The organism is Streptococcus ferus DSM 20646 (assembly GCF_000372425.1).
Taxonomy (GTDB): Bacteria; Bacillota; Bacilli; order Lactobacillales; family Streptococcaceae; genus Streptococcus; species Streptococcus ferus.
This window is the reverse complement of sequence record NZ_AQVD01000004.1, coordinates 1-26682: the sequence shown is the minus strand read 5'-3', so window position 1 is coordinate 26682 and position 26682 is coordinate 1. Positions and strand designations below refer to the sequence as shown.

Here is a 26682-nt window from a genome sequence, read left to right as displayed (position 1 = left end):
GTCAGGTATAAGAACCAAAAAGTTTCCTTTATTTTCAAAAAAAGAGAGCCTAGGCTCTCTTTCTCATCGCTCATAAATTCTTATTTAGCGATTTTTGCGAAGTACTCAAGAGTACGTACAAGCTGTGAAGTGTAAGACATTTCGTTGTCATACCAAGAAACAACTTTCACCAATTGTTTACCGTCAACATCAAGAACTTTAGTTTGAGTTGCGTCAAACAATGAACCGTATGAGATACCAACGATATCTGATGATACGATTTGGTCTTCAGTGTAGCCGTATGACTCAGTTGCAGCAGCTTTCATCGCAGCATTTACTTCTTCAACTGTTACATTTTTCTCAAGAACAGCAACCAACTCTGTTACAGATCCTGTTGGAGTAGGTACGCGTTGTGCAGCACCGTCAAGTTTTCCGTTCAATTCTGGGATAACAAGACCGATAGCTTTTGCTGCACCAGTTGAGTTAGGAACAATGTTGGCAGCACCAGCACGCGCACGACGAAGGTCACCACCACGGTGTGGTCCGTCAAGAATCATTTGGTCACCTGTATAAGCGTGAATTGTAGTCATCAAACCTTCAACAATACCAAAGTTATCTTGAAGGGCTTTAGCCATTGGTGCAAGACAGTTTGTAGTACATGAAGCACCTGAGATAACTGTTTCAGTACCATCAAGGATATCATGGTTAGTGTTAAATACAACTGTTTTAACATCGTTTCCGCCAGGAGCAGTGATAACAACTTTTTTAGCGCCGCCTTCATGCAAGTGTTTTTCAGCACCAGCTTTGTTAGCGAAGAATCCAGTTGCTTCAAGAACGATTTCTACTCCGTCAGCTGCCCAGTCAATTTGTTCAGGATCGCGTTCAGCAGAAACTTTCACAAATTTACCGTTAACTTCAAATCCGCCTTCTTTAACTTCAACAGTTCCATCGAAACGACCTTGAGTAGTGTCGTATTTCAACAAGTGTGCAAGCATGTTTGGATCTGTCAAGTCATTGATACGTGTTACTTCAACACCCTCAACATTTTGGATGCGACGGAAAGCAAGACGACCAATACGACCGAAACCGTTAATACCAACTTTAACTACCATTCGTGATTTCCTCCTTATGAAAATCAAAAAAATTTTATTTTAAAAGGACCAGCCTTTTAATAACCTATTGTGAAAAGATTAACTTATAAAGGTACAAACTAACCCTTCAACAAGTTTATTATATAACTATTCCTATAAAATTGCAAATGATTTTAGACTTTCTGAAAAGAAAAAGACACCCTTGCAGGGTGTCTTCATTCATTAAGCTTCACCAGAATTTTTCTTGATAATTTCTTCTTGAACAGACTTAGGAACGTCTTCATAGTGGTCAAATACCATCATGAAAGTACCGCGTCCTTGAGATGCTGAACGAAGAACAGTTGCATAACCAAACATCTCCGCAAGTGGTACATAAGCACGGACGATTTGACTGTTTCCGTGGGCTTCCATACCATCAACACGACCGCGACGTGCAGTCACGTGGCCCATAACATCACCAAGATTTTCTTCAGGAACAGTAACAGTGACAAGCATCATTGGCTCAAGGATAGCTGGCTGAGCTGTTTTCGCAGCTTCTTTCAGCGCCAGAGATGCCGCAATCTTGAAGGCTGTTTCTGATGAATCGACATCATGGTAGGAACCATCGTAAAGTTTTGCTTTCACGTCAACGATCGGGTAACCAGCAAGGACACCGTTTGCCATTGACTCAACCAAGCCTTTTTCAACGGCAGGGATAAATTCACGCGGAACCACACCACCGACGATAGCATTTTCAAACTCAAAGCCTTTACCTTCTTCGTTTGGTGTGAACTCAATCCAAACATCACCAAACTGACCTTTACCACCAGATTGACGCTTGAAGAATCCACGAGCCTGTGTAGAAGCACGGAAGGTTTCACGGTAAGATACCTGTGGAGCACCAACGTTTGCTTCAACCTTGAATTCACGTTTCATACGGTCAACAAGGACATCCAGATGGAGTTCTCCCATACCAGAGATAACTGTTTCACCCGTTTCAACGTTTGTTTCAACGCGGAAGGTTGGATCTTCTTCAGCTAGTTTCTGCAGGGCAACACCCATTTTATCTTGGTCAGCCTTAGATTTTGGCTCAACCATGAGTTGGATAACCGGTTCTGGAACGTTGATAGATTCCAAGATGATTTTAGCTTTTTCATCAGTCAATGAATCACCAGTTGTGGTATCTTTCAAACCAACAGCAGCGGCAATATCACCAGCATAAACTGTTTCAATTTCTTGACGGCTGTTAGCGTGCATTTGTAGGATACGTCCGATACGTTCGCGTTTGCCTTTGGTAGTGTTAAGAACGTATGAACCGCTGTTAAGCACACCTGAGTAAACACGGAAGAAGGTCAAACGACCTACGAATGGGTCTGTCATAATCTTGAAAGCAAGAGCCGCAAATGGTTCATCATCAGACGCTGGACGTGTTTCTTCTTCGTCGGTATCTGGATTGATTCCTTTGATTGCTGGAATATCAAGCGGACTTGGCAGGTAATCAATAACCGCATCCAACATCAGCTGAACACCTTTGTTCTTGAAGGCAGATCCACAAAGTACTGGGAAGAATTCAACATTGATGGTCGCTTTACGGATAGCAGCTTTTAATTCTGCTTCTGTAATTTCTTCACCTTCAAGGTACTTCATCATCAGCTCTTCATCAGTTTCCGCAACTGCTTCCACCAATTTTTCACGGTATTCTTGTGCTTGCTCAAGGTAGTCCGCTGGAATATCTTCTTCCTTGATATCAGTACCAAGGTCATTGGTATAAATTTCAGCTTTCATCTTAATCAAGTCGATGATTCCGCGGAAATCATCTTCAGCTCCGATTGGCAGCTGAATTGGATGTGCGTTTGCTTGCAGGCGGTCATGAAGGGTACTTACTGAGTAAAGGAAATCTGCACCGATTTTATCCATTTTGTTGGCAAATACGATACGAGGAACCCCATATTCAGTCGCCTGACGCCAAACTGTTTCAGTCTGAGGCTCTACACCTGACTGTGAGTCAAGAACGGTAACTGCACCATCCAATACACGGAGAGAACGCTGTACTTCGATGGTGAAGTCAACGTGCCCCGGTGTGTCGATGATGTTGACACGGTGGTCGTTCCATTGCGCAGTTGTTGCGGCAGATGTAATGGTGATACCACGTTCTTGTTCTTGTTCCATCCAGTCCATCTGTGACGCACCTTCGTGTGTTTCACCGATTTTATGGATTTTACCAGTATAGTAAAGAATACGCTCAGTTGTAGTTGTTTTACCAGCATCAACGTGAGCCATGATACCGATATTACGAGTTTTTTCAAGTGAAAATTCGCGAGCCATTTGGTTTTCTCCTATAAAAATTTATTTTGCTTTTTTATTATAGCATATTCATAAAGAACGGATAGGCAGGACCTACCCGTTCTCGCATCGTTTTTTATTTTTTCCTGTGGAAAATGATGGACGACAGCCCAGCTCTAATAGAACTAAGTATGAGTAGCAAACCTAGCGTGCTAACTCTTTGCACTTATTCTTAGTTGAATTTTAGCTACAAATGTCCTATCTTAACTGAACCCGGCCGGCGTACTGCCAGTGAAAAAAGATAAGTTTCCTTGGTTGTAAACAACCAGCGTCATCTTCCTATTTTTCACCTGTACGCCCGCCCTTGGTATCTTAATCTTACCAGCGGAAGTGGGCGAAGGCACGGTTAGCTTCAGCCATCTTATGAGTGTCTTCACGTTTCTTAACTGCTGCACCTGAGTTATTAGCAGCATCAAGAATTTCTTTTGCAAGACGATCCTTCATAGTATGTTCACCACGAGCACGTGAAGCATTAACCAACCAACGAAGACCTAGAGTGGTGCGACGTTCTGGACGAACTTCAACTGGAACTTGGTAGTTAGACCCACCAACACGACGGGCACGTACTTCAAGGACAGGCATGATATTTTCCATTGCTGTCTCAAACACTTCAAGTGCATCTGTGTCTGAAGCTTCTTTAATCTGATCAAAAGCTCCGTAGACAATTGTTGCAGCTGTCCCGCGTTTCCCATCAAGCATAACACGGTTGATAAGACGTGTTACAAGTTTTGAATTGTACAACGGATCTGGCAATACTTCGCGCTTAGGCGCACGGTTTTTACGACTCATTTCCTAATCTCCCTTCTTATGCTTTTGGTTTTTTAGCACCGTATTTAGAACGGCCTTGTTTACGATCAGCAACACCTGCTGTATCCAGTGCACCACGAACGATATGGTAACGTACCCCTGGAAGGTCTTTGACACGACCGCCGCGGATAAGAACCACACTGTGTTCTTGCAGGTTGTGACCGATACCTGGAATGTAAGCAGTCACTTCAATAAGGTTACTCAAACGTACACGGGCAAATTTACGAAGAGCTGAGTTAGGTTTCCTAGGTGTCATCGTACCAACACGAGTTGCAACACCGCGTTTTTGAGGGGCAGCAATCTTCGTTTGAACTTTTTTATGGCTGTTATAACCAATGTTCAATGCTGGTGATTTAGATTTTTCTACTTTAGACTTACGTGGTTTACGTACCAACTGATTGATTGTAGGCATCTACATTCTCCTGTATTTTTTTATTTTTGGTTGATAAAGCACTTGGTGACAGTCTTTATCGTGGTGTACTTTTGCAACATTTGTCAGCACGTCTCTGTACACTTTTGAGAGACCAAAAGTAAAAAGTACCGTCCAATATAATAACACAAAACGAGGTCAGTGTCAATTCTTTTTTGTTGAGACAACGAAACTCCTGAGCAGGAAAAAGAGCCTCATTCTGAGGCTCTGAAATAATCTTCTTGGTTCAGTCAAATCCTATGATGATGTCAGACTCCCCCATCAAAAAGATTGCCGATCTCAACATCAACTTTTTTGTTTTTCACATCAATCTTTGAAACCGTCAATAAGGATTTGTAATCCACAAAAAGGTTCCGCTTGATTTGCTTATTGTCTGCAAAAACAGCCACACCAACTAAATGGCAGTCAAACTCACTCAGCAGGCTAACCATACCCGATATGGTCCCGCCACCTTTCAAGAAATCGTCCACAATAAGAACATTGCTGTTGGGCTTAAGGCTTCTCTTGGACAAAAACATTTTTTCAATACGGTCGCTAGACCCCGAAGCATAGTTAACTGACACCGTTGAGCCTTCTGTAATCTTTAAATCTCGGCGGACGATGACAAAAGGAACGTTGAGGATTTCTGCGACAGCATTAGCCAACGGAACGCCCTTGGTCGCAACGGTCATAACCGCATCAATTTGCTGGCCAGAAAATGCCTTGGCAATAATCCGACCGACTTTTTTGAGAATGCTTGGTGTACTCAAGAGGTCTGACAGGTAAATATAGCCCCCCGGTAAAATACGGTCACTCTCCGACAGTCTTTGACAGAGGCCTTCAGCAATAGACTTGGCCTCCTCAGATGAGATAGAAGGCGTAAAGAGAACACCTCCACTCGCCCCAGTCACCGTCTCAACCTGACCAATCCCTGCTTCCTCGAAAGCTTTTTTGACAATTCCAATGTCTTCAGAAATAGACGATTTAGCTGTTTCGTATTTTTCTGCAAACGTATTTAAACTAATGAGTTGATAAGGGTTGTTGATGAGATAGTTTGAGATAACCACCATACGTTCACTGCGCCGTAATTTCATACTGTACTCCACTTTATGTTTTTGATTATTATACCACATTAGGCAGCAAAAAACGAACATTATTCTTAAATAAGCTCGTCTTTTTCGTTTTTTAATGATCTTTTTTGGGTTTATAGAAAGAACGATTGTCCATAGCAAAAATGCGACTGGTCATCTCTCCTTCTCCGACACGGGAAAGGGCCGCGGTCATCATCATCATTTCAGCGTCAATATTGTCAATCATGTGAAGGATTTCGGCTTCCATAATCTTAGGGCGGACAGGACTGCCATATTCTAAAAGTCCATGATGACTTAAAATCACATGGCGAAGGATAATAACATCTTCTTGACTGTCATCAATGGATAGCTCAATCAAAGCCTTACTGATTTCTTCATCAACCAGAGCAATGTGACCTATCAAATTCCCCCGCACCGTGTACTCTGTCTGGTCCGGTCCTGACAATTCAATGACCTTCGCTAAATCATGAAGCATAATTCCCGCAAAGAGCAGACTTTTATCTAACTGAGGGTAAATATCCCCAATAGCATCTGCCAGACGAATCATGGTGGCAGTGTGATAGGCTAAGCCGGACTCAAAAGCATGGTGATTGGTCTTAGCAGCTGGATAAGTGAAAAATTCATCATGGTACTTCCGATAAAGAGCTCTCACCAGACGCTGCCATGTGGCGTTCTCAATTTTAAAGAGCATCTGTTCCAGATAATCTTTGATGTCGTCTACATCAACAGGCGCCTTTTCTTTAAACTCTTTGGGATTATTAGGTTCTCCTTCTTGAGGATGACGCAGACTAATCTGGTTCACCTGAGGCGTTCCGTTATACACTTCACGACGCCCTTTCATGAAGACAACCTTGCCGGCGGTAAATTCTTCGACATTATAAGGCTGTGCATCCCACAGGTTACCCGAGATTTCGCCGGTATCATCCTGAAAGGTAAAAGCAATATAGTCTTTTCCAGCTCTTGTTTTTCGAACTTCTGCTGACTTTATCAGGTAAAAGCCCTCAAAAAGCTCATCTTTCTTCATTTGGCTAATTTTCATGGGTTTCCTCACTTTCTACTAGCGGGAGATTTAAGAAACTGCTTGTCGCTTGATCTTGATAAGTTTCGACGGTATTTAAGGCACGGACAATAGCGTTCGTCCTGGTCGTCAGAAGCGTATTGATGCTCTTGCTGGCCGTATCGAGCTGTTTCTGAGCCTTGGTAAGCATACTTTCAAATTTACCAAACTCTGTTTTGACATTGCCTAAAATCTTACTGATGTCGTCAGCATTCTTTTGAATATTAAGGGTTTTAAAACCAACCGATAAGGAATTCAGAAGGGCAGATAAGGTTGATGGTCCTGCGACAACAATATTTTCATCCCGACGCAGACTGTCAAAGAAGTTAGCATTGCGAACCACTTCGGAGTAGAGACCTTCTGTGGGCAGGAACATGATGCCAAAGCTGGTTGTTTCGGGTGGGTTCAGATACTTCTTACGGATATCCTTCGCAAATGTCTTAATCGCCGCTAAAAGAGCTCTACGACAGGCTTCAACAGCTCCTTTATCACCTGTTTCATAAGCTTCTTCCAGACGGTAGTAGTCTTCCAAAGGGAATTTTGAATCAATCGGCAGATAGACATAGTCATCTTGATTGGTCCCAGGCAGTTTAATCGCGTACTCAACACGATTTGAGGTCCCGCTGACGGTTACAAATTCACGTTCGTACTGATGCTCCGTCATGATGTCTTCGATAATCTGCCCTAATTGAAGCTCACCGAGAATTCCTCTGGTCTTGGTATTTGACAGAACCTTATTAAGGGTGCCGACATCCTGAGCGACTGATTTCATTTCTCCCAGCCCCTGATTGACACTTTCTAACTGCTTCGACACCGTTTCAAAGGATGTCTTGAGACGGTTATGCAAGGTCTGATCCAGCTTTTCTTCGACAGTCTGCCGCATTTCCTCCAGACGCTTTTCGTTTGACGCCTGCATCTCTTTAACAGACTGGCTCAACTGCTGATTGATCTGATCCAGTCGCTGATCTGAACGGTCTCGATTCGCAGATAGGTTCTGGTACAGCACTTCCTGCAAGTCTTTAAGCTGACTGTAGAGTTCTTTTTGTAAGTGGCTGATATCCTTAGACATTTCTAGAATCTGATTTTTTTGAGCCAAATCTAGCTGATAGGAAATCTGCTCAGAAAGGTTATCAGCATGATCGTCTAATCTTTGCGCCAACTCTGTCTTATGCTTGTCAAATTTTAGAAAAACAGCCAGGCTGACAGACAAACTGGCCGCTGTTATCAATAAAAGTAGTCCTTCCATACTAATCCTTGTCTTTTGTTTGAATGACAATCAGGTAACCCTGTGAGACAGAAAACTCAATAGGCTGACCAATGAATTCATTGCTGCTGTAGATTTTCTTTTTAAAAAAATGAGATGCCGTCAATTCATACTTGGCACCCCTGATTTCTAAATCAGCAGCGCCTTCTGGCATAAACGAAATATAACTGCTGTCTTTTTCTTGAGAAATCTGGTGTCTGCCAGCAGGGAAATAACGCACCACATTTTGCTGATCCCTGAGTACAATACGCCCCATAAAAGGGGCAAGCTCAGGGTCACTAGGCAGAAAAATATTCGACAGGCTATGGTCCGCCCTGCCCCCTAAAGCGCCAAAAACAGTGACCTCTGCATCCTCAAATTGCTGGAAAATCCGTTTCAGGGCAAGTTCTGTATCCGTGTCATTCTTCTCAGATGGTGACTGATAGATTTTGCCGGCTGCTTTTTTTATGTCTGATAATTCATCAGCCGTTACAGAGTCAAAGTCACCGACAGCCAAATCTAACGGCAGTCCCTGTTCCAGCAAAAAAAGACTGCCACGGTCAACCCCTACATAATAGTCAAAGATTTCCGTGAAAAAGGTCAAGTCCCCGCCCGAAAACAGACCAACCCTAAGCATCTAGAGCATCCTTCAAATGCTGAACACCTGCTGACAGATCCTCTTTAAAGAGATAAGATCCTGCAACAAAAACATTAGCTCCTGCTAATTTGGCCAACTTGATGGTGGTGTCGTCAATGCCGCCATCGACCTCAATATCAAACGAAAGGCCTTTCTCAGCCCGAAGACGAGCGACGTCGGCAATTTTATCCAGGCATTCCGGAATAAAGGCCTGACCGCCAAAACCAGGATTGACCGTCATGATAAGCACCTGATCCACAAGGTTTAAAACAGGCTCCAAAGCCGAAACAGGGGTCCCCGGATTGATTACTACACCAGCCTTCATGCCTGCGGCCTTGATTTTTTGCAGGGCTCCATGAATATGATCTGTCGCCTCGGTATGAATCGTCATGATATCAGCCCCCGCCTGAGCAAACTGATCCACATAACGCTCTGGGTCAACCACCATCAGATGGCAGTCAAAAACCAACTTGCTGTGCTTACGCAAGCTAGCCACGACGTCAGCTCCAAAGCTAATATTCGGAACAAACTGGCCATCCATAATATCGATATGAACATAGTCAGCTCCGCTGTCTTCAATTCGTCTTAATTCACCAGCAAAATTGGCATAGTCCGCAGCGAGAATGGATGGTGCGATTTTATAAGTTGACATAATAACCTACTTTCTTTTGGCTGTCTTGCGATAGGTTTCTCGGCGATTCTCGATTTCACTGAGAAATTGCAGGTAATGCTCATAGCGGAACTGCCCTAACTGGCCTTCTGACAAGGCCTCCTTAACAGCGCAGGCAGGTTCATGCGTGTGTGTACAGGAACGAAACTTACAGTTCAGGCTTATGGCGTGAATCTCAGGGAAGGCTGCATTTAGATCCTCACTATTACTTATTTCGTAATCAATGGAACTAAATCCAGGCGTATCAGCAATTTTTCCTCCCTCTAAGTCATAAAAACTGACCGCTCGTGTCGTATGCCGGCCCCGTCCCAAACTGCCAGAGATCTCTCCAGTTTCCAAAGCCAAATCAGGAGCCAGTTTATTGAGAAGCGTTGACTTGCCGACACCTGTCTGACCCATGAAGACGGTGATTTTGTCCGCCAGCATGGGAGTGAGTTCTTCCAGGGAGTAGAGAAAGTCGTAGCCAATCTTTTGATATGCTGCTCTCATCTGATTCATCTGGGACCAGTCGTCCAAGAGGTCCAACTTGCTGATGTAAATCAGAGGCCTGATTCGCTTATGCTCCAAAAGGACTAGAAAACGGTCTAAGAGATTGCTGCTGAATTCAGGCTCTTTGGCAGACATGATGATTACCGCCTGATCAATATTAACAATAGGCGGACGAACGAGGGTATTTTTCCGATTATGAATCGCCAGAATGTAACCTTCTGAATTTTCTGGAGCCGAAAAGTCCACAAAATCCCCGACATAAGGGGTTTGACCTTTTTTTCTAAAATTGCCGCGCGCCCGCGTCTGATAAACTTGGCCCTGAGCTTCCACATAGTAAAAGCCCGCTAAAGCTTTGATAATTCTACCTTGCAAGTGTTCTCCTTTTGACTTGAATAGCCCTATTATAACAAAAAAAGATATAAATCGCTTCATTCTTCTTGGCAAATCTCAAAAAAAAGGTATAATAGATTATATGCGGAGGTGGTGGAACGGCAGACACGCATGCTTCAGGCGCATGTGCCCGTACGGGTGTGAGGGTTCAAATCCCTTCCTCCGCATTCTAAAAGAGCTGAACTGGTTGGTTCGGCTCTTTTTTGCTTATAATCCTACTTCTTTCAGACTATCCGCCAGACGACCGAAGTCAGGGATAGACAGGGCTTCCCCGCGAATGGAGGGTTGGACGTCAGCCAGTTCCAGTGCTTTTTCGAGTTTTTCCTTGATTTCCTCTGATTTGCCGAAATGACTGGTCAGGTTGTTCCAGAGGGTCTTGCGGCGGTGAACAAAGGCTGCCTTGGACACCCGGAAGAGATAATCTTCATCCTGAACCTGCACCAAGGGTTGCTCCCTGCGAACCATTTTAAGAATAGCGGAGTCCACATTTGGTGCAGGTACAAAGACAGTGCTAGGCACGATGAAAGCCACCTTGGCGGTCATGTAGTACTGGACCGCGATGGACAGGCTACCGTAGGCCTTGGTGTTTGGCTCGGCAGAAATGCGGTCGGCCACCTCCCGCTGCATCATGACCACAAACTCGCTGAAAGGAATCTTGCTCTCAATCAGGTGCATGAGGATGGGGGTGGTGATATAGTAAGGCAGGTTGGCCACGACCTTGATGGGCAGGTCAGGATTCTTGAAATTCTGGATTTGCGTTTGCAAATCGGTCTTCAAAATGTCCTGATTGACCACAGTCACATTGTCAAAGCGGCCCAAGGTGTCCGCCAAAATCGGAATCAGGCGGTCGTCAATCTCAAAGGCCATGACCTCGGCAGCATTTTCCGCCAAAAACTCGGTCAAGGCCCCAATTCCAGGACCAATCTCAATGACATTGACATGTCGGTCAATCTCTGCCGTATCTACAATCTTCTGTAAAATATTGGTATCAGTCAAAAAATTCTGACCGAAGGATTTCTTAAAGGTAAACCCGTGGCGCTCAAGGACAGCGCGGGTGACGGTTTTGTCTGCGATACGCATATTATTCTCATTTCCATTTTTTTACCCTCTTATTGTAACACAAAATAAAACAGAGGCCGACACTATTGACCCTCTGCTTTGCTTTATTCAACGATTTCCGTAAATTCTTCTACAGGCTTTCTCACATGCGGATACCCCGCTTGCAAAGCCTTACCCACCGGCAGCATCAAAATGGGTTCCCAATCACTCGGCACTTTGAGATAGGTTTTAATCCCGTCAAAGTCTGCACCGCGCATAGGCACACTGTCATAGCCAAAAGCTCGCACCACCTGCATGAGGTTCATGGCAAAAAGGCCAACATCTAAACGCAATCCCTCAATCTCCTTATCCTCAGGGTGAAGAGCCAAATACCGACGAATACGATCAATACGATATGTCACATCTTCTTTTGCGACAACTTTCTTCTCCAGATGAAAAGCCTGCCACCAGTCTAAATCATAAGCCTGCTTATCCCCAAATAGGAGAAAAACCGCCGACGCCGTCTCAACTTGTGGCTGATCAGCTGATAATTTCCTCAACTCTCTTTGCTTTTCCTTATTTTTAACAACCATGACACGCCAAGGCTGAAAATTATTGCTAGACGGAGCATAGCTGGCATGCTCCAGCATTTCCCTAATAAGATCATTTGATAAGATGGCATGGCAATCAAACTGTCGAACAGAGGCACGTCCGTCTAAAAAACGTAAATGATCATTCATAATAAGTCTCCTTGTTTTTCAAGATAGTTTTATTATAATAAAGCCAGTAACAGAAAAACAGTAGGCACTTTTTTGTGACCTACTAAAAAGGAGACTCAATATGCAGACAAAACCGAATTGGAACTGTGGTTTGACCCGCCTTATGGATGCTCTTTCAGGTAAATGGACGCTCCAGATTTTTTGGAACATTTCGAAAAACGAACCCATACGCTTCAATCAATTACAACGCGAGGTAACAGGTATTACCAAAACCATGCTGGTCCGTTCTCTGGACGACCTGACTCAGAATGGTCTCATTGCAAGAGAAGATTTTCAAACCTGGCCACTCCATACCCAATACACATTAACTGATAAAGGGCATAGCCTGTTGACATTACTGCTAAATATCAATGAATGGGGTAGGGAAAATTTATAAAAATCTTATTTTTCAAACGGGCATAACACCGCGCAGGAGGGCAATTTTTTTCATTAGCTAAATCTTCCCTTATAGATAACAGTCTGATTTGTAGCAATAAACTTCACAGGTACATCCTAACACGTTTTTGATACTCTTGATAGGCAACACCAAATTTTACTAAACACTCTCTTTCCTCCGCCAATATGATAAAGTGAGCTGATAGTTGAAAAATAGCTAGCACAATGAGCAATATTAGCGACTGAGTAAGCATCACCATGCCTAAAAAGAAAACAAAATAAGCAAGATACATTGGGTGACGGGACAGCGCATAAAGTCCTTCGGTATTCAAGCCCTTTTCATCGGGATTGGCAAAATCTTTCATAACCAAAACGAGAAACAGGCTACCTAAAAAATAGACTCCTGATCCTAAATAGAAAACAGTAGAGAAAGAAAGACTGACTTTTAGCAAGAAAGGGACAAGCAAGAGCATAAGGGTAGAGAATTGATAAAGATAGTAGGCTATCATCTCTTTCCCTTGCATGGGAGCAAAATGGGCTGCCCGCCCCGTTGCCTTCCTATCCAAGAGTGAAAGAAAAATAAATCGGATAAGCAGGAACGGAACGAGTAGGTAAAAAGCTGGCATAGGATTTCCTCCTATTTTTAACTTTCTTGATAATCCGTCATCACTTTCTCAACATCCGCCAAACTAATTCCAAACAGTTCCAAGCGTTTCAGCAACTGTTTGCCATTGCTATAGCCGATGCGCAAGCATTCTCCCAGATATTCACGGCGCTTGCGGCTGTCTGCCCCCATGAGGAGACCTAGGCGAATCAGGTCCTGCTGGCTGATGTCAAAATGGTTTTCGTCGTCATAGTGGCCCCGTACACCTGCTAATGCCTTTTCCAAGTCCTCAAAGCTGGCGTGCTCAATGCCCAAGGATCGTCCCTTAGTCTTGGACTTGGGCCGAGCTTCGTCCCGTTGTAAAAAGGCGTGCTTGACTGTAGGAATGGCCTGCATAATGATTTTGCGAATCCGCTCCCCATTGTAGTCTGGGTCGGTAAAGACGATGACCCCACGCAGGGCATGAAGTTTCTCTATGCGTTCTAGGTCATCGTCTGAGATGGCTGAGCCTCTGGTTTCGTAGGTGTCTACCTCGTAAAAGCGTTTGAGGTTGGCTGTGTCGTCCTTGCCCTCGACCACCAGGACTTCTTGGATTTTAATTTTCTCTGTCAATCTTAAACAGGCTCCTTGCATTCTCGTAGGTCGCTTTCGCCACTTCTTCGACCGACTGGTTGCGAAGCTGGGCCAGCATTTCCACCACATATCGGGTGTAGCCGGTGCGGTTTTCCCGACCGCGCTTGGGCACAGGGGCCAAGTAGGGTGCGTCCGTTTCGACTAGGATTTTTTCTAAGGGCAAAGCTTGCGCAGCTTCCTGAAGTTCCGTGGCTTTTTTGAAGGTCACAACTCCCGAGAAGGAGATGCGCATGCCCAAGTCCATGAAGGCCTGAGCCTCCTCCAGCGTGCCAGAAAAGGAATGCATAATGCCACCCCGCGGGCCGACACCCACTTCCTTGATGATCTGGTAAGTATCTTCCAGAGCGTCGCGAGTATGAACCACAAAGGGTAAGTCCAACTGCTTGGCCAGCTCCATCTGTCGCTTGAAAACACGAGCCTGGGTTTCCTTATCTGCCGTCATCCAGTAGTAATCCAGTCCAATCTCCCCCAGGGCAATGACCTTGGGATGTTTAAGAGACTTGAGTAGATAACGTTCTACTTCCTCGTCATAAGTGCCAGCCTCTGTCGGATGCCAACCCAATGTCAGATAGATTTCAGAATGCTGATCAGCAAGCTCCACAGCCTTGTCAATGGTTGCTCGGTCAAAACCAACGACATTGTGGAGGGTGCCCCCCATTTCCTTGGCAAAATCTAGTTCTTCTTGGACCCGACCATCAAACTGCTCGACGTTTAGGTGGGTGTGGGTGTCAAATATTTGTATCATCATGCTTTTCTTTCTTTTCTATCATTATACCATAAGCCAACTCTGTCTTTGACTGAGAAAAAGCACCAAACCTTGTTCGATGCATTCTTTTATGGTTATTCTTCAAACTGGCCATCTTTAAATCCTGTGAGACCTTTTCTGTCTCTAGTATATTATATTTTGAATAGAGTATAAACAGATGACACCTATAACAGTTTTATCTTTCATCAGTATCCGGCAAACATTCCAATTATGAAAGATAGTCGGATAGAATGGCTTGATAAATCGCAATAAAATCCCAGTATTGATCCACCGGTAAACGTTCATCAATCTTGTGATTGAGCATGGGAATGCCCGGGCCATAGACGGCCACATCAAACGTTTTCTTAGACTGAGTAAATTGGGCTGCATCGGTTGTTCCCGATACTGCTAGAGGGACTAAGGTGCTTGGCAGATCGTTTTGTCCTGACAGGTCACCTCCTAAAACCTCTTCCATCTGCTTCAACTGGGCAGGAACCTGTAAACTAGGGAACTGCTGCTGTACTTTCAAAATAGACTGAATGAGTGGAGAATGCTTATCACTAACAACTGGTTTTTGATCAGCAGTCACCTCTAGATTTAAATCAAATCCTTCTTGCTCATTCAGCTCCTCAATCACGTACTTGACTGTCCGAATCACGTCTTGGTTATCATAAGCAGGAATTGTCCTGGCATTAGCCTCAAAACTTGCCCAATCGGGAATAGAATTCACCTGTTGGCCCCCTGTTACCACCGTAATATTATGAAAGGTTTGACCCAACTCTGGATCAGTATGCTTTGTTGTTTCTTGTGCAATAGCTTCTGATATCTTCAGCATCGCATGATTGAGGTGCTCAATGGCATTGTTACCGAGTTCTGGCATGGAGGAATGAGCTGCCGTACCCTTAGAAGTGACCTTGTAGTTCAAAGAGCCTTTATGAGCATAAATAATCCCAATATTACAAGGCTCTCCAATTAGCATGCCATCTAAATCATCCACATAGCCCAGCTTCGTTAGCTGCTTGGAACCATATTCTCCAATTTCTTCACCAACAGTCGCCAACAAACGAATAGTCCCTGAATAGTCTTGTGATTCATGGAGGGCAACCATAGCCAGAACAAGAGCTGCAAGACCCGACTTCATATCTGAAGCTCCCCGTCCCCAAAGAATCTTGTTTTCATCAACGAAACCTGAAAAAGGAGAATAGGTCCAATCCTCTGCATTTCCAGCACTGACAACATCCAAGTGACCAGTTAGGCCCAATTTTTTCCCAGGGCCATTTGAAATTTCCGCTACTAAACTGGCACGCTTTGGCGCAAATTCCACTAACTCGCTCTCAATGCCATGAGCAGTTAAAAACTCTTGAATATAGCGAGCCAGTTCTTCTTCATTATCATTTTCTGTATTAATCTGTATCATGTCCTGTAACAATTGGACTGCTTCTTCTTTTGTTACCATATCGATCCCTCCTTGTAATATACTAGTATATCACCTTTAATTGTTTTTCGAAAGCTTGAATTCACGGGAGAAAGAGCTCCTCTTTGCAATCACAGTCTAAATACCTTATAATATAGAGGTAACTTGTATTTTGAAAGGAGAATCGCTATGAAAAAAGCTTTGTTAGTTGTTAATCCTAGTTCTGGTGGTGAAAAAGCACCAGGGTTCCAAAAACAGGCCCTTGAGAAATTAAAAGCCTATTTCGATTATGTTGAGGTAAAAGAAACCAAAAAAGCTGGCGATGCGACTCGCTTTACTAAAGAGGCTGCCCAAAAACAGTTTGATAGCGTGATTGTTATGGGTGGAGACGGAACTGTCAACGAAGGCATCAGCGGTCTTGCTAAAGAAAAACATCGGCCACATTTTGGATTCTTCCCCCTTGGTACCGTCAATGACCTAGCACGCGCTTTAGAGATTCCCCTTGATCCTGCTCAAGCTATTGCACAATTTGACCCTAATCATAGGCGACCCCTTGACATCGGCCAGGTAAATGATAGTTACTTTATGAATGTCGTTGCGATTGGGGCTATTCCCCAGGCCATCAATGACGTTGCCCCAGATGAAAAGACACGCTATGGCAAAATGGCCTACTTTATCAATGGCTTCAAGGAATTGATGAACAATCAAAAATATCATTTTCAGGTTCAATTAGATGGTGAAGTCAAGGAAATTACCTCTACCACTATCTTAATCGGGCTTACAAACTCCATCGGGGGCTTTGAATCGCTCTTACCAAATGCCAAAGTCGACGACGGCCTCCTGCACCTTATGTACTTGAAAGACAGTCATTTCTTGAATACCGTGTCTGCCATTCCTCAACTGGTAGGAGGGGTAACTGAAGAAAGTAATACCCTTGGCTATGAAACTTTCAAGGAGGGGGTAATTAAACTTTCTAAAGGAGACCTACAAATCAACGTCGATGGAGATGAAGGCGACAGCCTCCCTATTCGTCTATCTGTTCTTCCATCTCACTTATCTGTCTATTATTAAAAAAACCAACAGACTCGAGTTTCTGTTGGTTTCTCTGTATTCTTATGAGATTATCAACTAAGCTGATAATACTTTACGTCCCTTACGACGACGTGCAGCTAACACGCGACGGCCATTTTTAGTTGACATACGGTGACGGAATCCATGCTTACGTTGACGACGGATTTTACTTGGTTGAAAAGTACGTTTCACTTTGAATACCTCCTCATAGATTTTCGTATTCGTTTAGCCGGCTATTTTTTGATCAGTTACTAAACATACTAGAATATTCTATAATAAAGACCGCTTAATGTCAAGATTTATTTTTACGCTTCTCCTCTAGCTTATGGTTAATCCGGTTCACTTTTTCATGGGTCAGATAAAGCATGACCAGCCAGACGAGAACATAAATCAAGACAAAACCGCCCAAAAACAGAGGGTGAAAAAACTGATCGGTAAAGCCGTTATAAGCATTCATGCCGACAATCAAACCAAAAACAGACAAAAAATGAATCAGCAGCTGCCATTTTAGAGCAAGCGCGTCCACTAAAAAAATAAGGCTGACAATCCCAATAACACCGCTAAACAAAGCCACACTGGCAATATTGGACAGGGTCTGGGTTTCTACTCCCTGAATATAAAGGCAAGAAACATAGACAATGGTGCCATAGCCGATTCCAATTAAAAAAGCTTCTAGTAATTTTCGCATCTTTTTCCTCACAATCCCAGACGTTTTTCTAAATGTGACAGGTAACGCCGGCTGACATCCGTCTTGATGCGCCCGGTCAAAATCGCCAGCATATTCCCTGAAAAACTGTTTTCCAAAGCTTCTAAATGATTGATATTAATCACAGCATGCCTAGAGACCTGAATAAAATCTGGATTTCCCAAGCGCTCCATAAACTTATACAAACGCTCACTGGTGACCAGACGCCCCTTGGTGGTATCGAGCAACAAATTAGCTCCCTCAACATCCACCAAAATCAAGTCTTCTGTCCGAATCATCTCAATGCGATCTTTCGTTTTGACAGGAAGAACGGTCTGAGTTTCCTGCTGATATTGATTCAAGTAATCTAGGAATTGTTGGGTTGGCCGATTGAGGGTTTGGCTTTTAACCAGAACCTCAATCTCTCCGTCAGTCAGGGTCGGGTCTTCTTTAAAATCGTAACGCATCTCGGCCTCTTTCTCTGGGAATCATCTTACCTATCATATTAGCGGTTTCCGCGCCATTGCGCAAGTCCTGTTGTTTTTTTCCAGAGGGTTCCCCCACGACCGAAACGGACGGTCTTAAACTTTCTTAACCGTCTTGGTAAGAACGACAGCCAGTAGTATCAACGCTTCAAGACCAATGACCAAGACTAAGATTTTATAGGTATCTGCCTCGGTCGTTAAATGCTCCAGTTTGAGCCCAATCCCCATCAATTCCTTGAACTCCGCCAAGGGAATGTTTAGACCGTCCAGTTTTTCGGTCATCAAAAGCTGTCTGTAAAGCGAAGCGACATAAGCCCCCGGGACACACTTAATCACATTCTGTGCCATCGTCGGCAGAACGCCAATCGGCACGTAAACACCAACCAAGAAACCAGAGGCTGTTCCAATAATAGTTCCCAGACGGCCTTCAGCTTCCGTAGACGACAGAAACTGCACGATAATAACCGACAGCAAGGCAGCGCTGACAGCACTGATGACGGCGACTAAGAGAAGCTGAGGATAAAGCGCAAGAGGAATGGTCAAGCCGTCCTGCCAACTAAAGTAAGCCGCCATAACGGCAAAGAGGAAAGCCTGCATGACAAGGGCAATCAAGCTGGCCGAAAGAAGATAAGAGAGTTGTATTTTAAATGGCGACAAATCCGTTAAAATAAAATCATCCCAGACCTGCCGCTCCTTATCAACCACAATCTTAGCCGCACCTGTCCAGGCAGTTGTGATTCCGGTTACCGCTAACACACCACCCATGACCCATAGGTCCAGCAAAAGCTGGGAATCCGGAATCTGTTTCCAACTAGTTTCTAAGTTTTTTTGCAGAAAAACGAGATAGAGTACAAAGGCAATCAAGGCGCCCAAAATAGAGAAAAAGACATTGGATTTATTCCGAAAATAGAGTTTTAAATGTCTAAAAACAAGTGCCGTCATGATGAAATCTCCCTTCCGGTAATGGCAAGAAAGGCATGGCTGAGACCGCCTTTTTTATATTCAAACTGAGTAATTTCCTCTTGGTACTGGCTCAAAAAGACAATGGTCTCCTGAGCAGCCAAGCCCTCAATCAGCAGGCCTTCCTCCGTCTCAGAAACCCTAGGCTCCTTTAACAAAAAGGCTTCTGGATTCGTCACTTTAAAGAGGAGTTGATTTTGGCTGTAGCCTTCGATAATCTCCTGTGCTGAGCCTTGTGCCAAAATACTGCCTTTGTCAATAATATAGATTTGATCTGCTGTTTCAGCTTCTTCTAAATAATGTGTAGTCAGAAAAATCGTCAATCCCTGTTCGAGACGCAGCTGGTGGATGAGATTCCAAATGAGCTTTCGGGTCTGAACATCAAGACCTGTCGTCGGTTCATCTAAAAAGAGCAAATCTGGCTGATGAATCAAAGAACGGGCAATATCGACCCGGCGTCTTTGACCGCCGGACAGGCTGCTGTATTTTTGATGAAGGATATCTTCTAATTGGGTCAAGGCAATGACTTTGTCGAACCAATTGTGATCTAGGTTCTTATAGAGGGCCGCTCGATTTTTCAGGTTTTCAATAACCGTCAGCTCTCCGTCAAGAATGCTGTCCTGAAAGACCACTCCGATTTTGAGGTCAGGCTTCTTCTTGATCTGACCTGAGCTTGGTTTTAGCAGCCCAACCAACATCTTGATGGTCGTTGACTTGCCAGCTCCATTGGTCCCCAGATAAGCGACAAAACTGCCTTGCGTGATGTTTAAATCGAGCGCTTTAACAGCTGCTTTGCCCTGATAATTTTTCGATAGCTGATGGGTTCGTATTAGTTCCATAAAAGCCTCCTTACTGACACCTTTATCTTAACAAACTTAAAAAGCCCTGTGGGGCTTTTTACCTTAAGTGGTTAAATTCTGACCTTAAGCGGTGAGATTTGGCCAGCCACTTGTCTGAGAGCAGATTAAAAGCTGGCAAAATAGCTTTTAATCTCTAGCAACAACAACGACATAGCGATTGGGATCATCTCCCTCAGAATAGCTTTCGACGCCGTCAATAGTGGCGATAGTCTTATGAACAATTTTGCGTTCGATATTGCTCATTGGATCCATCTCATAAGATTGACCGGATTCCAAAACTCTTTGAGCGGTTTTCTTGGTGAAATCAATCAGGATTTCAGCCCGGTGTTCCATGTAATCATGCACATTCAAAGTAATCGAATAGTGCTTCGTATAGCGATCGTGCAAGAAGTTTTGAGCCAAGAGCTGAAGAGATTTGAGCACTTTGCCATGGTAACCTATGACACGGCCAGGCTCCTGAGTTTCAATCTGCAGGTTAATGTGGCGACGATTGTGACTGATGTCAATACTGGCCTCCAAATCCATCTCATAAATGATTTTCTGGATGTAATCCGCGACTTCTTTACTAGCCTCTTCAATGGCCTCAACATCATCTGTCTGATTAAACTCACTGGCAACAAAATCCTCAAAACTGTCATTCGCTTGATCAGCAGCTGATACTTTTTCAGTCTCTGTCACAGGCGTTTCCGCTTGTTCAGCCTGAATTTTGCCCTGTTTGCTGAGTTCAACAGCGTCTTCTTCTTTACTGCTGACCGGCTCGTTTTGCTGATTAATGTGATCTGGGACACCTCTCACGGCTTTTTGGTCAGCCTGATGAGCTGTTTTTTCATCTATATTTTCGACCTCAACTTGTGCCGGCTTTTTCCCAAATCCTAAAAAGCCTTTCTTCTCGCGGGAAATGACCCGAATATGAGCCTGCATGCGAGAAATGCCCAGCTGACGCAGTCCTTCTTCAATAGCTTCTTCAACAGTTTTTCCTGTGAATAATACCATGATAGTTCTCCTTTATTTTCGTTTTTTCTGTGCTTTTTTCTTGGCACGTCTAATTTTGGCTTGTTTTTGCCGCTCCTCGTCTTCCAGTCTCTGACGCTCTGCAATAATTTTAAAAGGATTATTCAGCAGGAGAATCTGGAACACTTGGAAGGCATTGGAGACTGTCCAGTACAAGGAAACCCCGCTGGCGATGTTGAAAGAAAAGAAGAAGATGACAACTGGTATCAGATAAGTCATGGCCGTCATCATACCATTTCTTTCTTTGGCTGCTTTGTTGGTCAGCCAGGAGGATAGGAAGGTAAAAGCAGCCGCTAAAATCGGCAGGATAAAGTAAGGGTCTGGTTTTGAAATATCCAGCCAGAGAAAGTGCCCCTGCGTCAGCGATCCGACACGGGTCAGCGCTTGATAAAGTCCCCATAGAACGGGCATTTGCACTAAGAGTGGTAAGAGGCTGGCATAGGGATTCACCCCATACTTTTTATAGAGAGCCTGACTTTCTTCGGCTAAGCGCATCCGGCTGTCACTGTCTTTGCCAGGATATTTAGCCTGGAGAGCCTTCAGCTCCGGCTGAATTTCTTGCATCTTCTGGCCTGACTTGAGCTGTATATGATATAGCGGCATCAAGAGAATACGGATCAGAAGCGTAAAGAGTATAATCCCAACGCCGATGTTTCCATTTATGGACAGGAAACGAATAATTTCAGCAAAGAAATAGACAAACCGTTCCCAAACGCCACTTGACTGGCTGGTTATTTGACTGCGGCCACAGGCAGCTAAAATGAGCAAGGCCATTGAAGCCAGACTAATTAACTTAACTTTCCTTTTCACTGGTTGAACCTTCCTGATAGAGTTTTGCAAGTGTTAGAACATGAGTGAGGTTTTTTTTAATGTCCTGGTAGTTCAAGACCTCAACCCCTTTTCTGGCAATCACAACAAAGTCGTGACTGGTCAAGTGGGGTGACAGCTCCATAATCACATGGCGTAATTTTCGTTTGATGGCATTGCGGGTCACCGCATTGCCCAGCTTTTTACTGACAGACAGACCCACTCGGTAGTGGTCCTGTTTTTTGGCCAAGCTATAAACCACAAATTTTCGATTGGCAACATTTTGCCCCCGCGAAAAAATCGCTTGAAAATCTTTGTTGCTCTTGACACGATAGCTTTTTTTCAAAACACAACCCCATCTTTTCAAATTACCTTTTATTATATCATAAAATGAGAAAAAGCCAAAAATCCTTAGATTCCTGACTTATTGCTCTCGCTTATAAATCTTGTTTGGCTTGTTTAATCTGCCAGCTGACCTGATCAAAACCTGTCCCTCCAAGTGAATGTCTGCGCTCTACGGCTGTTTTGGAAGACAAAGTTTCATAGATATCGGCATCAATGAGATCCGATACTTCCTTGTAGCGCGCCAGAGGGATATCTTGCAGATAATGACCTGCTTTACTGCACTCTAGGACCAATTTCCCAACAATTTCATGCGCCTGCCGGAAAGGCAGTCCTTTGCTGGCTAAGTAATCTGCCAGTTCCGTCGCATTTGAAAAATCTTTTTCGGTTGACGCGGCCATGTGCTCTTTGTGTACGGTCATACTGGTCAGCATCCCCGCCAAGATGTCAATCGCTACCGTAATCGTTTCGGCTGTGTCAAACATCCCTTCCTTATCTTCCTGAAGGTCCTTATTATAGGCCAATGGCAAGGATTTCATGACCGTTAAGAGACCAAAAAGATTGCCGTAAACTCGGCCAGATTTGCCACGAATCAATTCTGCCATATCGGGGTTTTTCTTCTGTGGCATGATGGAGGATCCGGTCGAGAAAGTATCAGACAAGGTTACAAATCGGAATTCCTGACTGCACCAACTGATTATTTCTTCACATATCCGTGACATATGCATCATCAGAATAGAACTATTGGCTAAAAACTCCAAAATAAAATCTCTGTCCGATACTGCATCCAAGGAATTAGAGTAGGGTGCTGCAAAGCCCATTAAGTCCGATGTTCGCTGGCGATCAATCGGGAAAGTGGTCCCAGCCAATGCCGCTGCACCGAGAGGGGAGAGATCCGTATGCTTAAGATTAAAGGTGAAACGTTCGCTGTCTCTGGTAAACATATTGTAGTAAGCCATGAGATGATGACCAAATGAAATCGGCTGGGCATGCTGCAGATGCGTGTAGCCCGGCATTATCGTCTCGACGTGCTCCTCAGCCAACGCCAGCAAGACACTTCTCAGATGCGCCAATTTTTCTAGCACTTCGCCTAGCTTTGCTTTGAGATAGAGATGCATATCCGTTGCCACCTGGTCGTTCCGTGAGCGGGCAGTGTGCAGTTTTCCAGCAACAGATCCTATTTTTTCCGTCAGTAGACTTTCAATATTCATATGAATGTCTTCGTTAGAGACATCAAATGTTAGCTCCCCTGACTGATAAGCCACCAATAACTCTTCCAGACCTTTTTTAATGGTATCTGCTTCCTTCTGAGGAATAATCCCCGTCTCTCCCAGCATAGTGACGTGGGCCAAGGAGCCTTTGATATCAAACTCAGCCATTTTTTGGTCAAAGCTAATGCTGGCGCCAAACTCTTCGACCCATTTTTCAAGACCCGCTTCAAAACGGCCTCCCCATAATTTTTTCTCTGCCATAACAATCCTCTTATTCTGTCATTTTTCTATAGAAAAAGGCTAGTCGCCTAGCCTTATGTGGTGTCACTGCACTTAATTCTTAAAATCTATCTCTCCGGATAGTCTTATTTAAGCTCGGTGCGGCTCTCTGACCGCAATGACGAGTAGTATTGAAGAAAAGCCTTTTAGATGCAGCTCTCCGACTGCTTTTATCTAAAATACTTTTCCTTAGAAATCACAGCTCTTATGTTATTGATCTGCCAACTTGCCAACTTCTGCATTTACCTTGGTGGGAAGTCCCCAAAGTTTGATGAAACCAACGGCTGCATCTTGGTCAAAGGTATCCGCAGACGTATACGTCGCCAGATTTTCATCGTAAAGTGAATTTGGTGATTTCCGAGCCACGACCTGTGCATGTCCTTTATAAAGTTTCACCTTGGCTGTTCCATTAACAACCTTTTGAGTTTCCTTAATATAGGCAATCACAGCCTGTGTCGCCGGGCTGAACCAAAGCGCATTATAAATCAGGTTTGACAGCTCATTTTCAAGAATAGGCTTGAAGTGGGACACTTCACGTACCAGAGTCAAATCTTCGATTTCTTTATGGGCAGCTAAGAGCGTGATGGCTCCCGGACATTCATAAATCTCCCGTGATTTAATCCCGACCAGACGGTTTTCCACATGGTCAATCCGGCCGACACCGTGTTTCCCTGCAATCACGTTCAATTTTTGAATAAGATTAGCCAGACTCAGCTCTTCTCCATTGACAGAAACGGGAACACCTTCTTTAAATTCAATGTCAACAAATTCCGGTGTGTCTGGAGCATTTTCTGGAGCAGTTGTGATGCCAAAGGCTTCTTCTGGCGCCTGATTCCAAGGATTTTCAAGAACACCGCACTCATTAGCACGCCCCCAAAGGTTTTGGTCAACTGAGTAGGGATTATCTAAATCAGCTGGCACTGGAACACCATTTTCTTTGGCATAGTTGATTTCCTCTTCCCGTGACCATTTCCACTCACGTACTGGAGCGATGACGTTGAGATTAGGGTCAAGCGCAGCGATAGCTACTTCAAAACGCACCTGATCATTCCCTTTACCGGTACAACCGTGTGCAATAGTAGTTGCCTTAGTTTGATGGGCAATTTCGACTAGTTTTTTAGAAATCAAGGGTCTGCTAAGCGCTGATACGAGCGGGTATTTTTGCTCATAGTAAGCATGGGCCTGAAGTGCAGGAAGGACGTACTCCTGAGCAAATTCTTCCTTGACATCAATGACATAGGATTCCACTGCGCCAACTTTCAGAGCCTTGTCATGGATAAAGTCCAAATCTTTCCCTTCACCAACATCCATACAAACGGCAACAACATCATAATCTTTTTTGAGCCAGGCGATGGCAACTGAGGTATCAAGACCCCCTGAATAAGCTAAGATAACTTTTTCTTTTGACATAGTAATACTCTTTTCTGCAATAATTGATAGCTATTTGCTAAGCTTACTATGTATTATATTGCATAAATATACAAAAGTCAAGTATATTTTTAAAAAAATGTATTTTTATTTATAAATACCAACTTTTCCTGTCAAACAAAAAAGACAAATCTCTAGATTTTCTCAGATAGCCCAGCATTGTTTGAGCCTCAATTAAGAAAATAAGAACTCCCAGTTTTTAACTTCAAAAAAGAAAGAATTCAACATTGTTTTGATCCATTACATTTCCTCTGTAAGCACTTGCGCAGATAAAGACTTTTCATGACTTAAAAACCTCCGTTGCCATCTAGGTTACTAGAGCTCAACGAAGGTTATTTTTTATGCCATTATGTTACAACTTATCATAGCCAGTTGCCTTCTCTTTAACCGCTGTCTTAATCGCGGTTGAAAAGGTCCCTTTAACCTCTTGGTCCAAGGCTCCTGCAGAAGCTTTCAAGGTCTTCTTCGCAGCTTTGGCAGAAGCCGCCATTTTCTGCTTATACGTCGACTTGATTGTACTCGGGCGTCCCTTATAAAAACCTGCTAAGATCCGCACCGTTTGTTTCTCAAGGGTCTTTTCAAGTTCTCCTAAGTCACCGTCAGACAAGGCCTGACTCGTTCCTAACAAACAATCCACTCATCCTTTTCCTTTCATCATTCAATGTCCAATTGTCGGCGTTGGGCATAAGCCGCTTGGAGTTGGTCTTCTGCGCTATCATAGGCCTTTCGATAGCTGGCTTCTAACTGGTCTAATCTCTCCTCACAGTCTTGGAGGACCGCCTGCAGCTGCTGGTCACCGTCTAGCAGGTAGGCATCCGCCATAGCGGTCAGTTCATGGTAATCGCTGACCTCCCGTTGCCTAAAGTCACCAAGCGCTGCGTCATATTTGGTTTCTACCAAGGTCTGAAACCACCGGTAGCGGTCTTGATAGACGGCCATTTCTTCTTCGATACTGCCTCTGTCCCTTCGGTAGTCTTCCTCCAGCTGATACAGCTGACCTTCTAACTGCTGGACTTTATGACCGATTACGTCCCACTGGTCCATTGGACAATCTCCCCAGCTAAAGTCGCATCTTCGGCAAGGATGGCCTGCATCCCAGTCTCGATTTCTTGGCTTAAATGGCTAAAAGCCTCAGCCAGCTCTTGCGCANCCTTCACTTTTTTGTCAAAATAATCCGTCACCTCACCCACGACGGACTCATAAGTCACACCTTCTTCGGCATAGATGGCCATGATTTCCTCATCGGTCAGATGGGTCACAGAAAAAGGACGGCGTTTGATGTCTTCCCACACGTCCTCAGCTTCGGCTACTGCNTCATCTCGAATGGCNTTGGTCTGCTCATAAGCCTCTTGCGCAATGGTGCCCAGAGAAGCNGCGATAACACTGGCTTGGCTATAATCCAGATANACCTGTTCATGCCCGGTCAGACCGCCAGATGACAGGCTGGCTTTGAGCTGTTGATAAGTCTCCATGCCCGTATAAACCTTATTCAGAGCAGCGGTTTCAATGGTGTTCAGGACTTTAATCTTGCCCTCCTTGTCCAAGGCATAACCCAAGGTCATGTGCTGNTCTGCGAAGCCTTTCGATTGACTGTCAACATAGTAGACCACTCCTACAGCCCCCTCACTGCCTTGACTGATGTCACGCCCCACCATGCTAATCATATCTTTAGGGTCAGCATAATTATAGATTTTCCCCTTAATCGCATCAACTTTTTCCTGCTGTTCGTCAGATAAGAGACTATAGATATTAGGACCGTTGTAGATATGG

Annotated in this window: 30 protein-coding genes and 1 tRNA gene; 3 read left to right on the top strand and 28 right to left on the bottom strand. The window is 44.2% G+C overall.

All coding sequences use genetic code 11. The annotated features are described in order from the left end of the window. Positions 1-80 precede the first annotated feature (80 nt). The 10 genes from gap to rsgA all read right to left on the bottom strand — a co-directional run bounded on the left by gap (position 81) and on the right by rsgA (position 10167). The gene (gene gap / locus A3GY_RS0106685; RefSeq protein WP_018030644.1) at positions 81-1091 is read right to left on the bottom strand and encodes a type I glyceraldehyde-3-phosphate dehydrogenase; all 1011 of its coding nucleotides are present in this window, start codon (positions 1089-1091) and stop codon (positions 81-83) included. A 201-nt stretch (positions 1092-1292) separates the two neighbouring features. Then, positions 1293-3374, bottom strand: a complete 2082-nt coding sequence (gene fusA / locus A3GY_RS0106680) for an elongation factor G (RefSeq protein ID WP_018030643.1) — start codon at positions 3372-3374, stop codon at positions 1293-1295. A gap of 336 nt (positions 3375-3710) precedes the next feature. Further along, positions 3711-4181, bottom strand: coding sequence for a 30S ribosomal protein S7 (rpsG, locus tag A3GY_RS0106675; protein ID WP_018030642.1), 471 nt, complete (start codon positions 4179-4181; stop codon positions 3711-3713). A gap of 16 nt (positions 4182-4197) precedes the next feature. Then, the gene (rpsL, locus tag A3GY_RS0106670) at positions 4198-4611 is read right to left on the bottom strand and encodes a 30S ribosomal protein S12 (RefSeq protein WP_018030641.1); all 414 of its coding nucleotides are present in this window, start codon (positions 4609-4611) and stop codon (positions 4198-4200) included. A 266-nt stretch (positions 4612-4877) separates the two neighbouring features. Next, complete coding sequence (gene purR / locus A3GY_RS0106665) at positions 4878-5702, bottom strand: pur operon repressor (protein WP_018030640.1); 825 nt, start codon at positions 5700-5702, stop codon at positions 4878-4880. 91 nt (positions 5703-5793) lie between these two features. Then, positions 5794-6738 carry a 3'-5' exoribonuclease YhaM family protein gene (locus A3GY_RS0106660; RefSeq protein WP_018030639.1) on the bottom strand — a complete coding sequence of 315 codons (945 nt, stop codon included), beginning with the start codon at positions 6736-6738 and terminating at the stop codon, positions 5794-5796. Continuing rightward, positions 6728-8002, bottom strand: coding sequence for a DNA recombination protein RmuC (locus A3GY_RS0106655; RefSeq protein ID WP_018030638.1), 1275 nt, complete (start codon positions 8000-8002; stop codon positions 6728-6730). The genes A3GY_RS0106660 and A3GY_RS0106655 overlap by 11 nt, the downstream gene beginning before the upstream one ends. A gap of 1 nt (position 8003) precedes the next feature. Continuing rightward, positions 8004-8636 (bottom strand): thiamine diphosphokinase, encoded by a 633-nt coding sequence (locus A3GY_RS0106650; RefSeq protein ID WP_018030637.1) that lies wholly within the window; start codon positions 8634-8636, stop codon positions 8004-8006. Beyond that, entirely contained in the window at positions 8629-9288 is a 660-nt protein-coding gene (gene rpe, locus A3GY_RS0106645; RefSeq protein WP_018030636.1) for a ribulose-phosphate 3-epimerase, read from the bottom strand. The genes A3GY_RS0106650 and rpe overlap by 8 nt, the downstream gene beginning before the upstream one ends. Before the next feature lie 6 nt (positions 9289-9294). Then, a complete protein-coding gene (rsgA, locus tag A3GY_RS0106640; protein ID WP_018030635.1) occupies positions 9295-10167 on the bottom strand; it encodes a ribosome small subunit-dependent GTPase A in 873 nt (290 codons plus the stop codon). A 102-nt stretch (positions 10168-10269) separates the two neighbouring features. On the opposite strand from rsgA, the gene A3GY_RS0106635 reads away from it, so the two are divergent. After that, positions 10270-10352: transfer RNA gene (locus tag A3GY_RS0106635), tRNA-Leu, on the top strand. A gap of 40 nt (positions 10353-10392) precedes the next feature. On the opposite strand, the gene rsmA is transcribed toward A3GY_RS0106635, so the two are convergent. Next, positions 10393-11265 carry a 16S rRNA (adenine(1518)-N(6)/adenine(1519)-N(6))-dimethyltransferase RsmA gene (gene rsmA, locus A3GY_RS0106630; protein ID WP_018030634.1) on the bottom strand — a complete coding sequence of 291 codons (873 nt, stop codon included), beginning with the start codon at positions 11263-11265 and terminating at the stop codon, positions 10393-10395. Between the two features lie 83 nt (positions 11266-11348). Then, positions 11349-11963, bottom strand: coding sequence for a nitroreductase family protein (locus tag A3GY_RS0106625; RefSeq protein WP_018030633.1), 615 nt, complete (start codon positions 11961-11963; stop codon positions 11349-11351). Positions 11964-12063: 100 nt separating this feature from the next. On the opposite strand from A3GY_RS0106625, the gene A3GY_RS0106620 reads away from it, so the two are divergent. Further along, positions 12064-12378, top strand: coding sequence for a winged helix-turn-helix transcriptional regulator (locus tag A3GY_RS0106620; RefSeq protein WP_018030632.1), 315 nt, complete (start codon positions 12064-12066; stop codon positions 12376-12378). A gap of 103 nt (positions 12379-12481) precedes the next feature. Here A3GY_RS0106620 and A3GY_RS0106615 read toward each other — a convergent pair whose 3' ends face one another. The 4 genes from A3GY_RS0106615 to A3GY_RS0106595 form a co-directional block, all read right to left on the bottom strand. Further along, positions 12482-13003, bottom strand: coding sequence for a methyltransferase family protein (locus tag A3GY_RS0106615; RefSeq protein WP_018030631.1), 522 nt, complete (start codon positions 13001-13003; stop codon positions 12482-12484). 17 nt (positions 13004-13020) lie between these two features. Continuing rightward, positions 13021-13593, bottom strand: a complete 573-nt coding sequence (gene rnmV, locus A3GY_RS0106610; RefSeq protein ID WP_018030630.1) for a ribonuclease M5 — start codon at positions 13591-13593, stop codon at positions 13021-13023. Then, entirely contained in the window at positions 13577-14359 is a 783-nt protein-coding gene (locus A3GY_RS0106605; protein WP_026161963.1) for a TatD family hydrolase, read from the bottom strand. The genes rnmV and A3GY_RS0106605 overlap by 17 nt, the downstream gene beginning before the upstream one ends. 229 nt (positions 14360-14588) lie before the next feature. After that, a complete protein-coding gene (locus A3GY_RS0106595) occupies positions 14589-15815 on the bottom strand; it encodes an ArgE/DapE family deacylase (RefSeq protein ID WP_018030628.1) in 1227 nt (408 codons plus the stop codon). Positions 15816-15962: 147 nt separating this feature from the next. On the opposite strand from A3GY_RS0106595, the gene A3GY_RS0106590 reads away from it, so the two are divergent. Beyond that, a complete protein-coding gene (locus A3GY_RS0106590; RefSeq protein WP_018030627.1) occupies positions 15963-16844 on the top strand; it encodes a diacylglycerol/lipid kinase family protein in 882 nt (293 codons plus the stop codon). Between the two features lie 57 nt (positions 16845-16901). On the opposite strand, the gene rpmH is transcribed toward A3GY_RS0106590, so the two are convergent. The 12 genes from rpmH to A3GY_RS0106535 all read right to left on the bottom strand — a co-directional run bounded on the left by rpmH (position 16902) and on the right by A3GY_RS0106535 (position 25956). Then, complete coding sequence (gene rpmH, locus A3GY_RS10095) at positions 16902-17036, bottom strand: 50S ribosomal protein L34 (protein WP_002262507.1); 135 nt, start codon at positions 17034-17036, stop codon at positions 16902-16904. Positions 17037-17136: 100 nt separating this feature from the next. Continuing rightward, positions 17137-17532, bottom strand: a complete 396-nt coding sequence (locus A3GY_RS0106585) for a DUF3021 domain-containing protein (protein ID WP_018030626.1) — start codon at positions 17530-17532, stop codon at positions 17137-17139. Between the two features lie 8 nt (positions 17533-17540). Further along, positions 17541-17996, bottom strand: coding sequence for a LytTR family DNA-binding domain-containing protein (locus tag A3GY_RS0106580; protein ID WP_018030625.1), 456 nt, complete (start codon positions 17994-17996; stop codon positions 17541-17543). Positions 17997-18110: 114 nt separating this feature from the next. Further along, positions 18111-18956, bottom strand: coding sequence for an ABC transporter permease (locus A3GY_RS0106575; protein WP_018030624.1), 846 nt, complete (start codon positions 18954-18956; stop codon positions 18111-18113). Then, complete coding sequence (locus A3GY_RS0106570; RefSeq protein ID WP_018030623.1) at positions 18953-19813, bottom strand: ABC transporter ATP-binding protein; 861 nt, start codon at positions 19811-19813, stop codon at positions 18953-18955. Before A3GY_RS0106570 ends, A3GY_RS0106575 begins: the two co-directional genes overlap by 4 nt. A gap of 147 nt (positions 19814-19960) precedes the next feature. Then, on the bottom strand, positions 19961-20827 hold the full coding sequence (gene jag / locus A3GY_RS0106565) for an RNA-binding cell elongation regulator Jag/EloR (RefSeq protein ID WP_018030622.1): 867 nt from the start codon (positions 20825-20827) through the stop codon (positions 19961-19963). A gap of 12 nt (positions 20828-20839) precedes the next feature. After that, positions 20840-21619: a YidC/Oxa1 family membrane protein insertase gene (locus A3GY_RS0106560; RefSeq protein ID WP_373757068.1), complete on the bottom strand. Its 780-nt coding sequence runs from the start codon at positions 21617-21619 to the stop codon at positions 20840-20842. Positions 21620-21638: 19 nt separating this feature from the next. Beyond that, positions 21639-21998, bottom strand: a complete 360-nt coding sequence (gene rnpA / locus A3GY_RS0106555; protein ID WP_018030620.1) for a ribonuclease P protein component — start codon at positions 21996-21998, stop codon at positions 21639-21641. 91 nt (positions 21999-22089) lie between these two features. Further along, positions 22090-23466, bottom strand: a complete 1377-nt coding sequence (gene argH / locus A3GY_RS0106550; RefSeq protein WP_018030619.1) for an argininosuccinate lyase — start codon at positions 23464-23466, stop codon at positions 22090-22092. A gap of 228 nt (positions 23467-23694) precedes the next feature. After that, a complete protein-coding gene (locus A3GY_RS0106545; RefSeq protein WP_018030618.1) occupies positions 23695-24894 on the bottom strand; it encodes an argininosuccinate synthase in 1200 nt (399 codons plus the stop codon). Between the two features lie 370 nt (positions 24895-25264). Then, positions 25265-25549 carry a hypothetical protein gene (locus A3GY_RS0106540; RefSeq protein WP_018030617.1) on the bottom strand — a complete coding sequence of 95 codons (285 nt, stop codon included), beginning with the start codon at positions 25547-25549 and terminating at the stop codon, positions 25265-25267. A 17-nt stretch (positions 25550-25566) separates the two neighbouring features. Then, the gene (locus A3GY_RS0106535; protein ID WP_018030616.1) at positions 25567-25956 is read right to left on the bottom strand and encodes a hypothetical protein; all 390 of its coding nucleotides are present in this window, start codon (positions 25954-25956) and stop codon (positions 25567-25569) included. Positions 25957-26682: the final 726 nt, after the last annotated feature.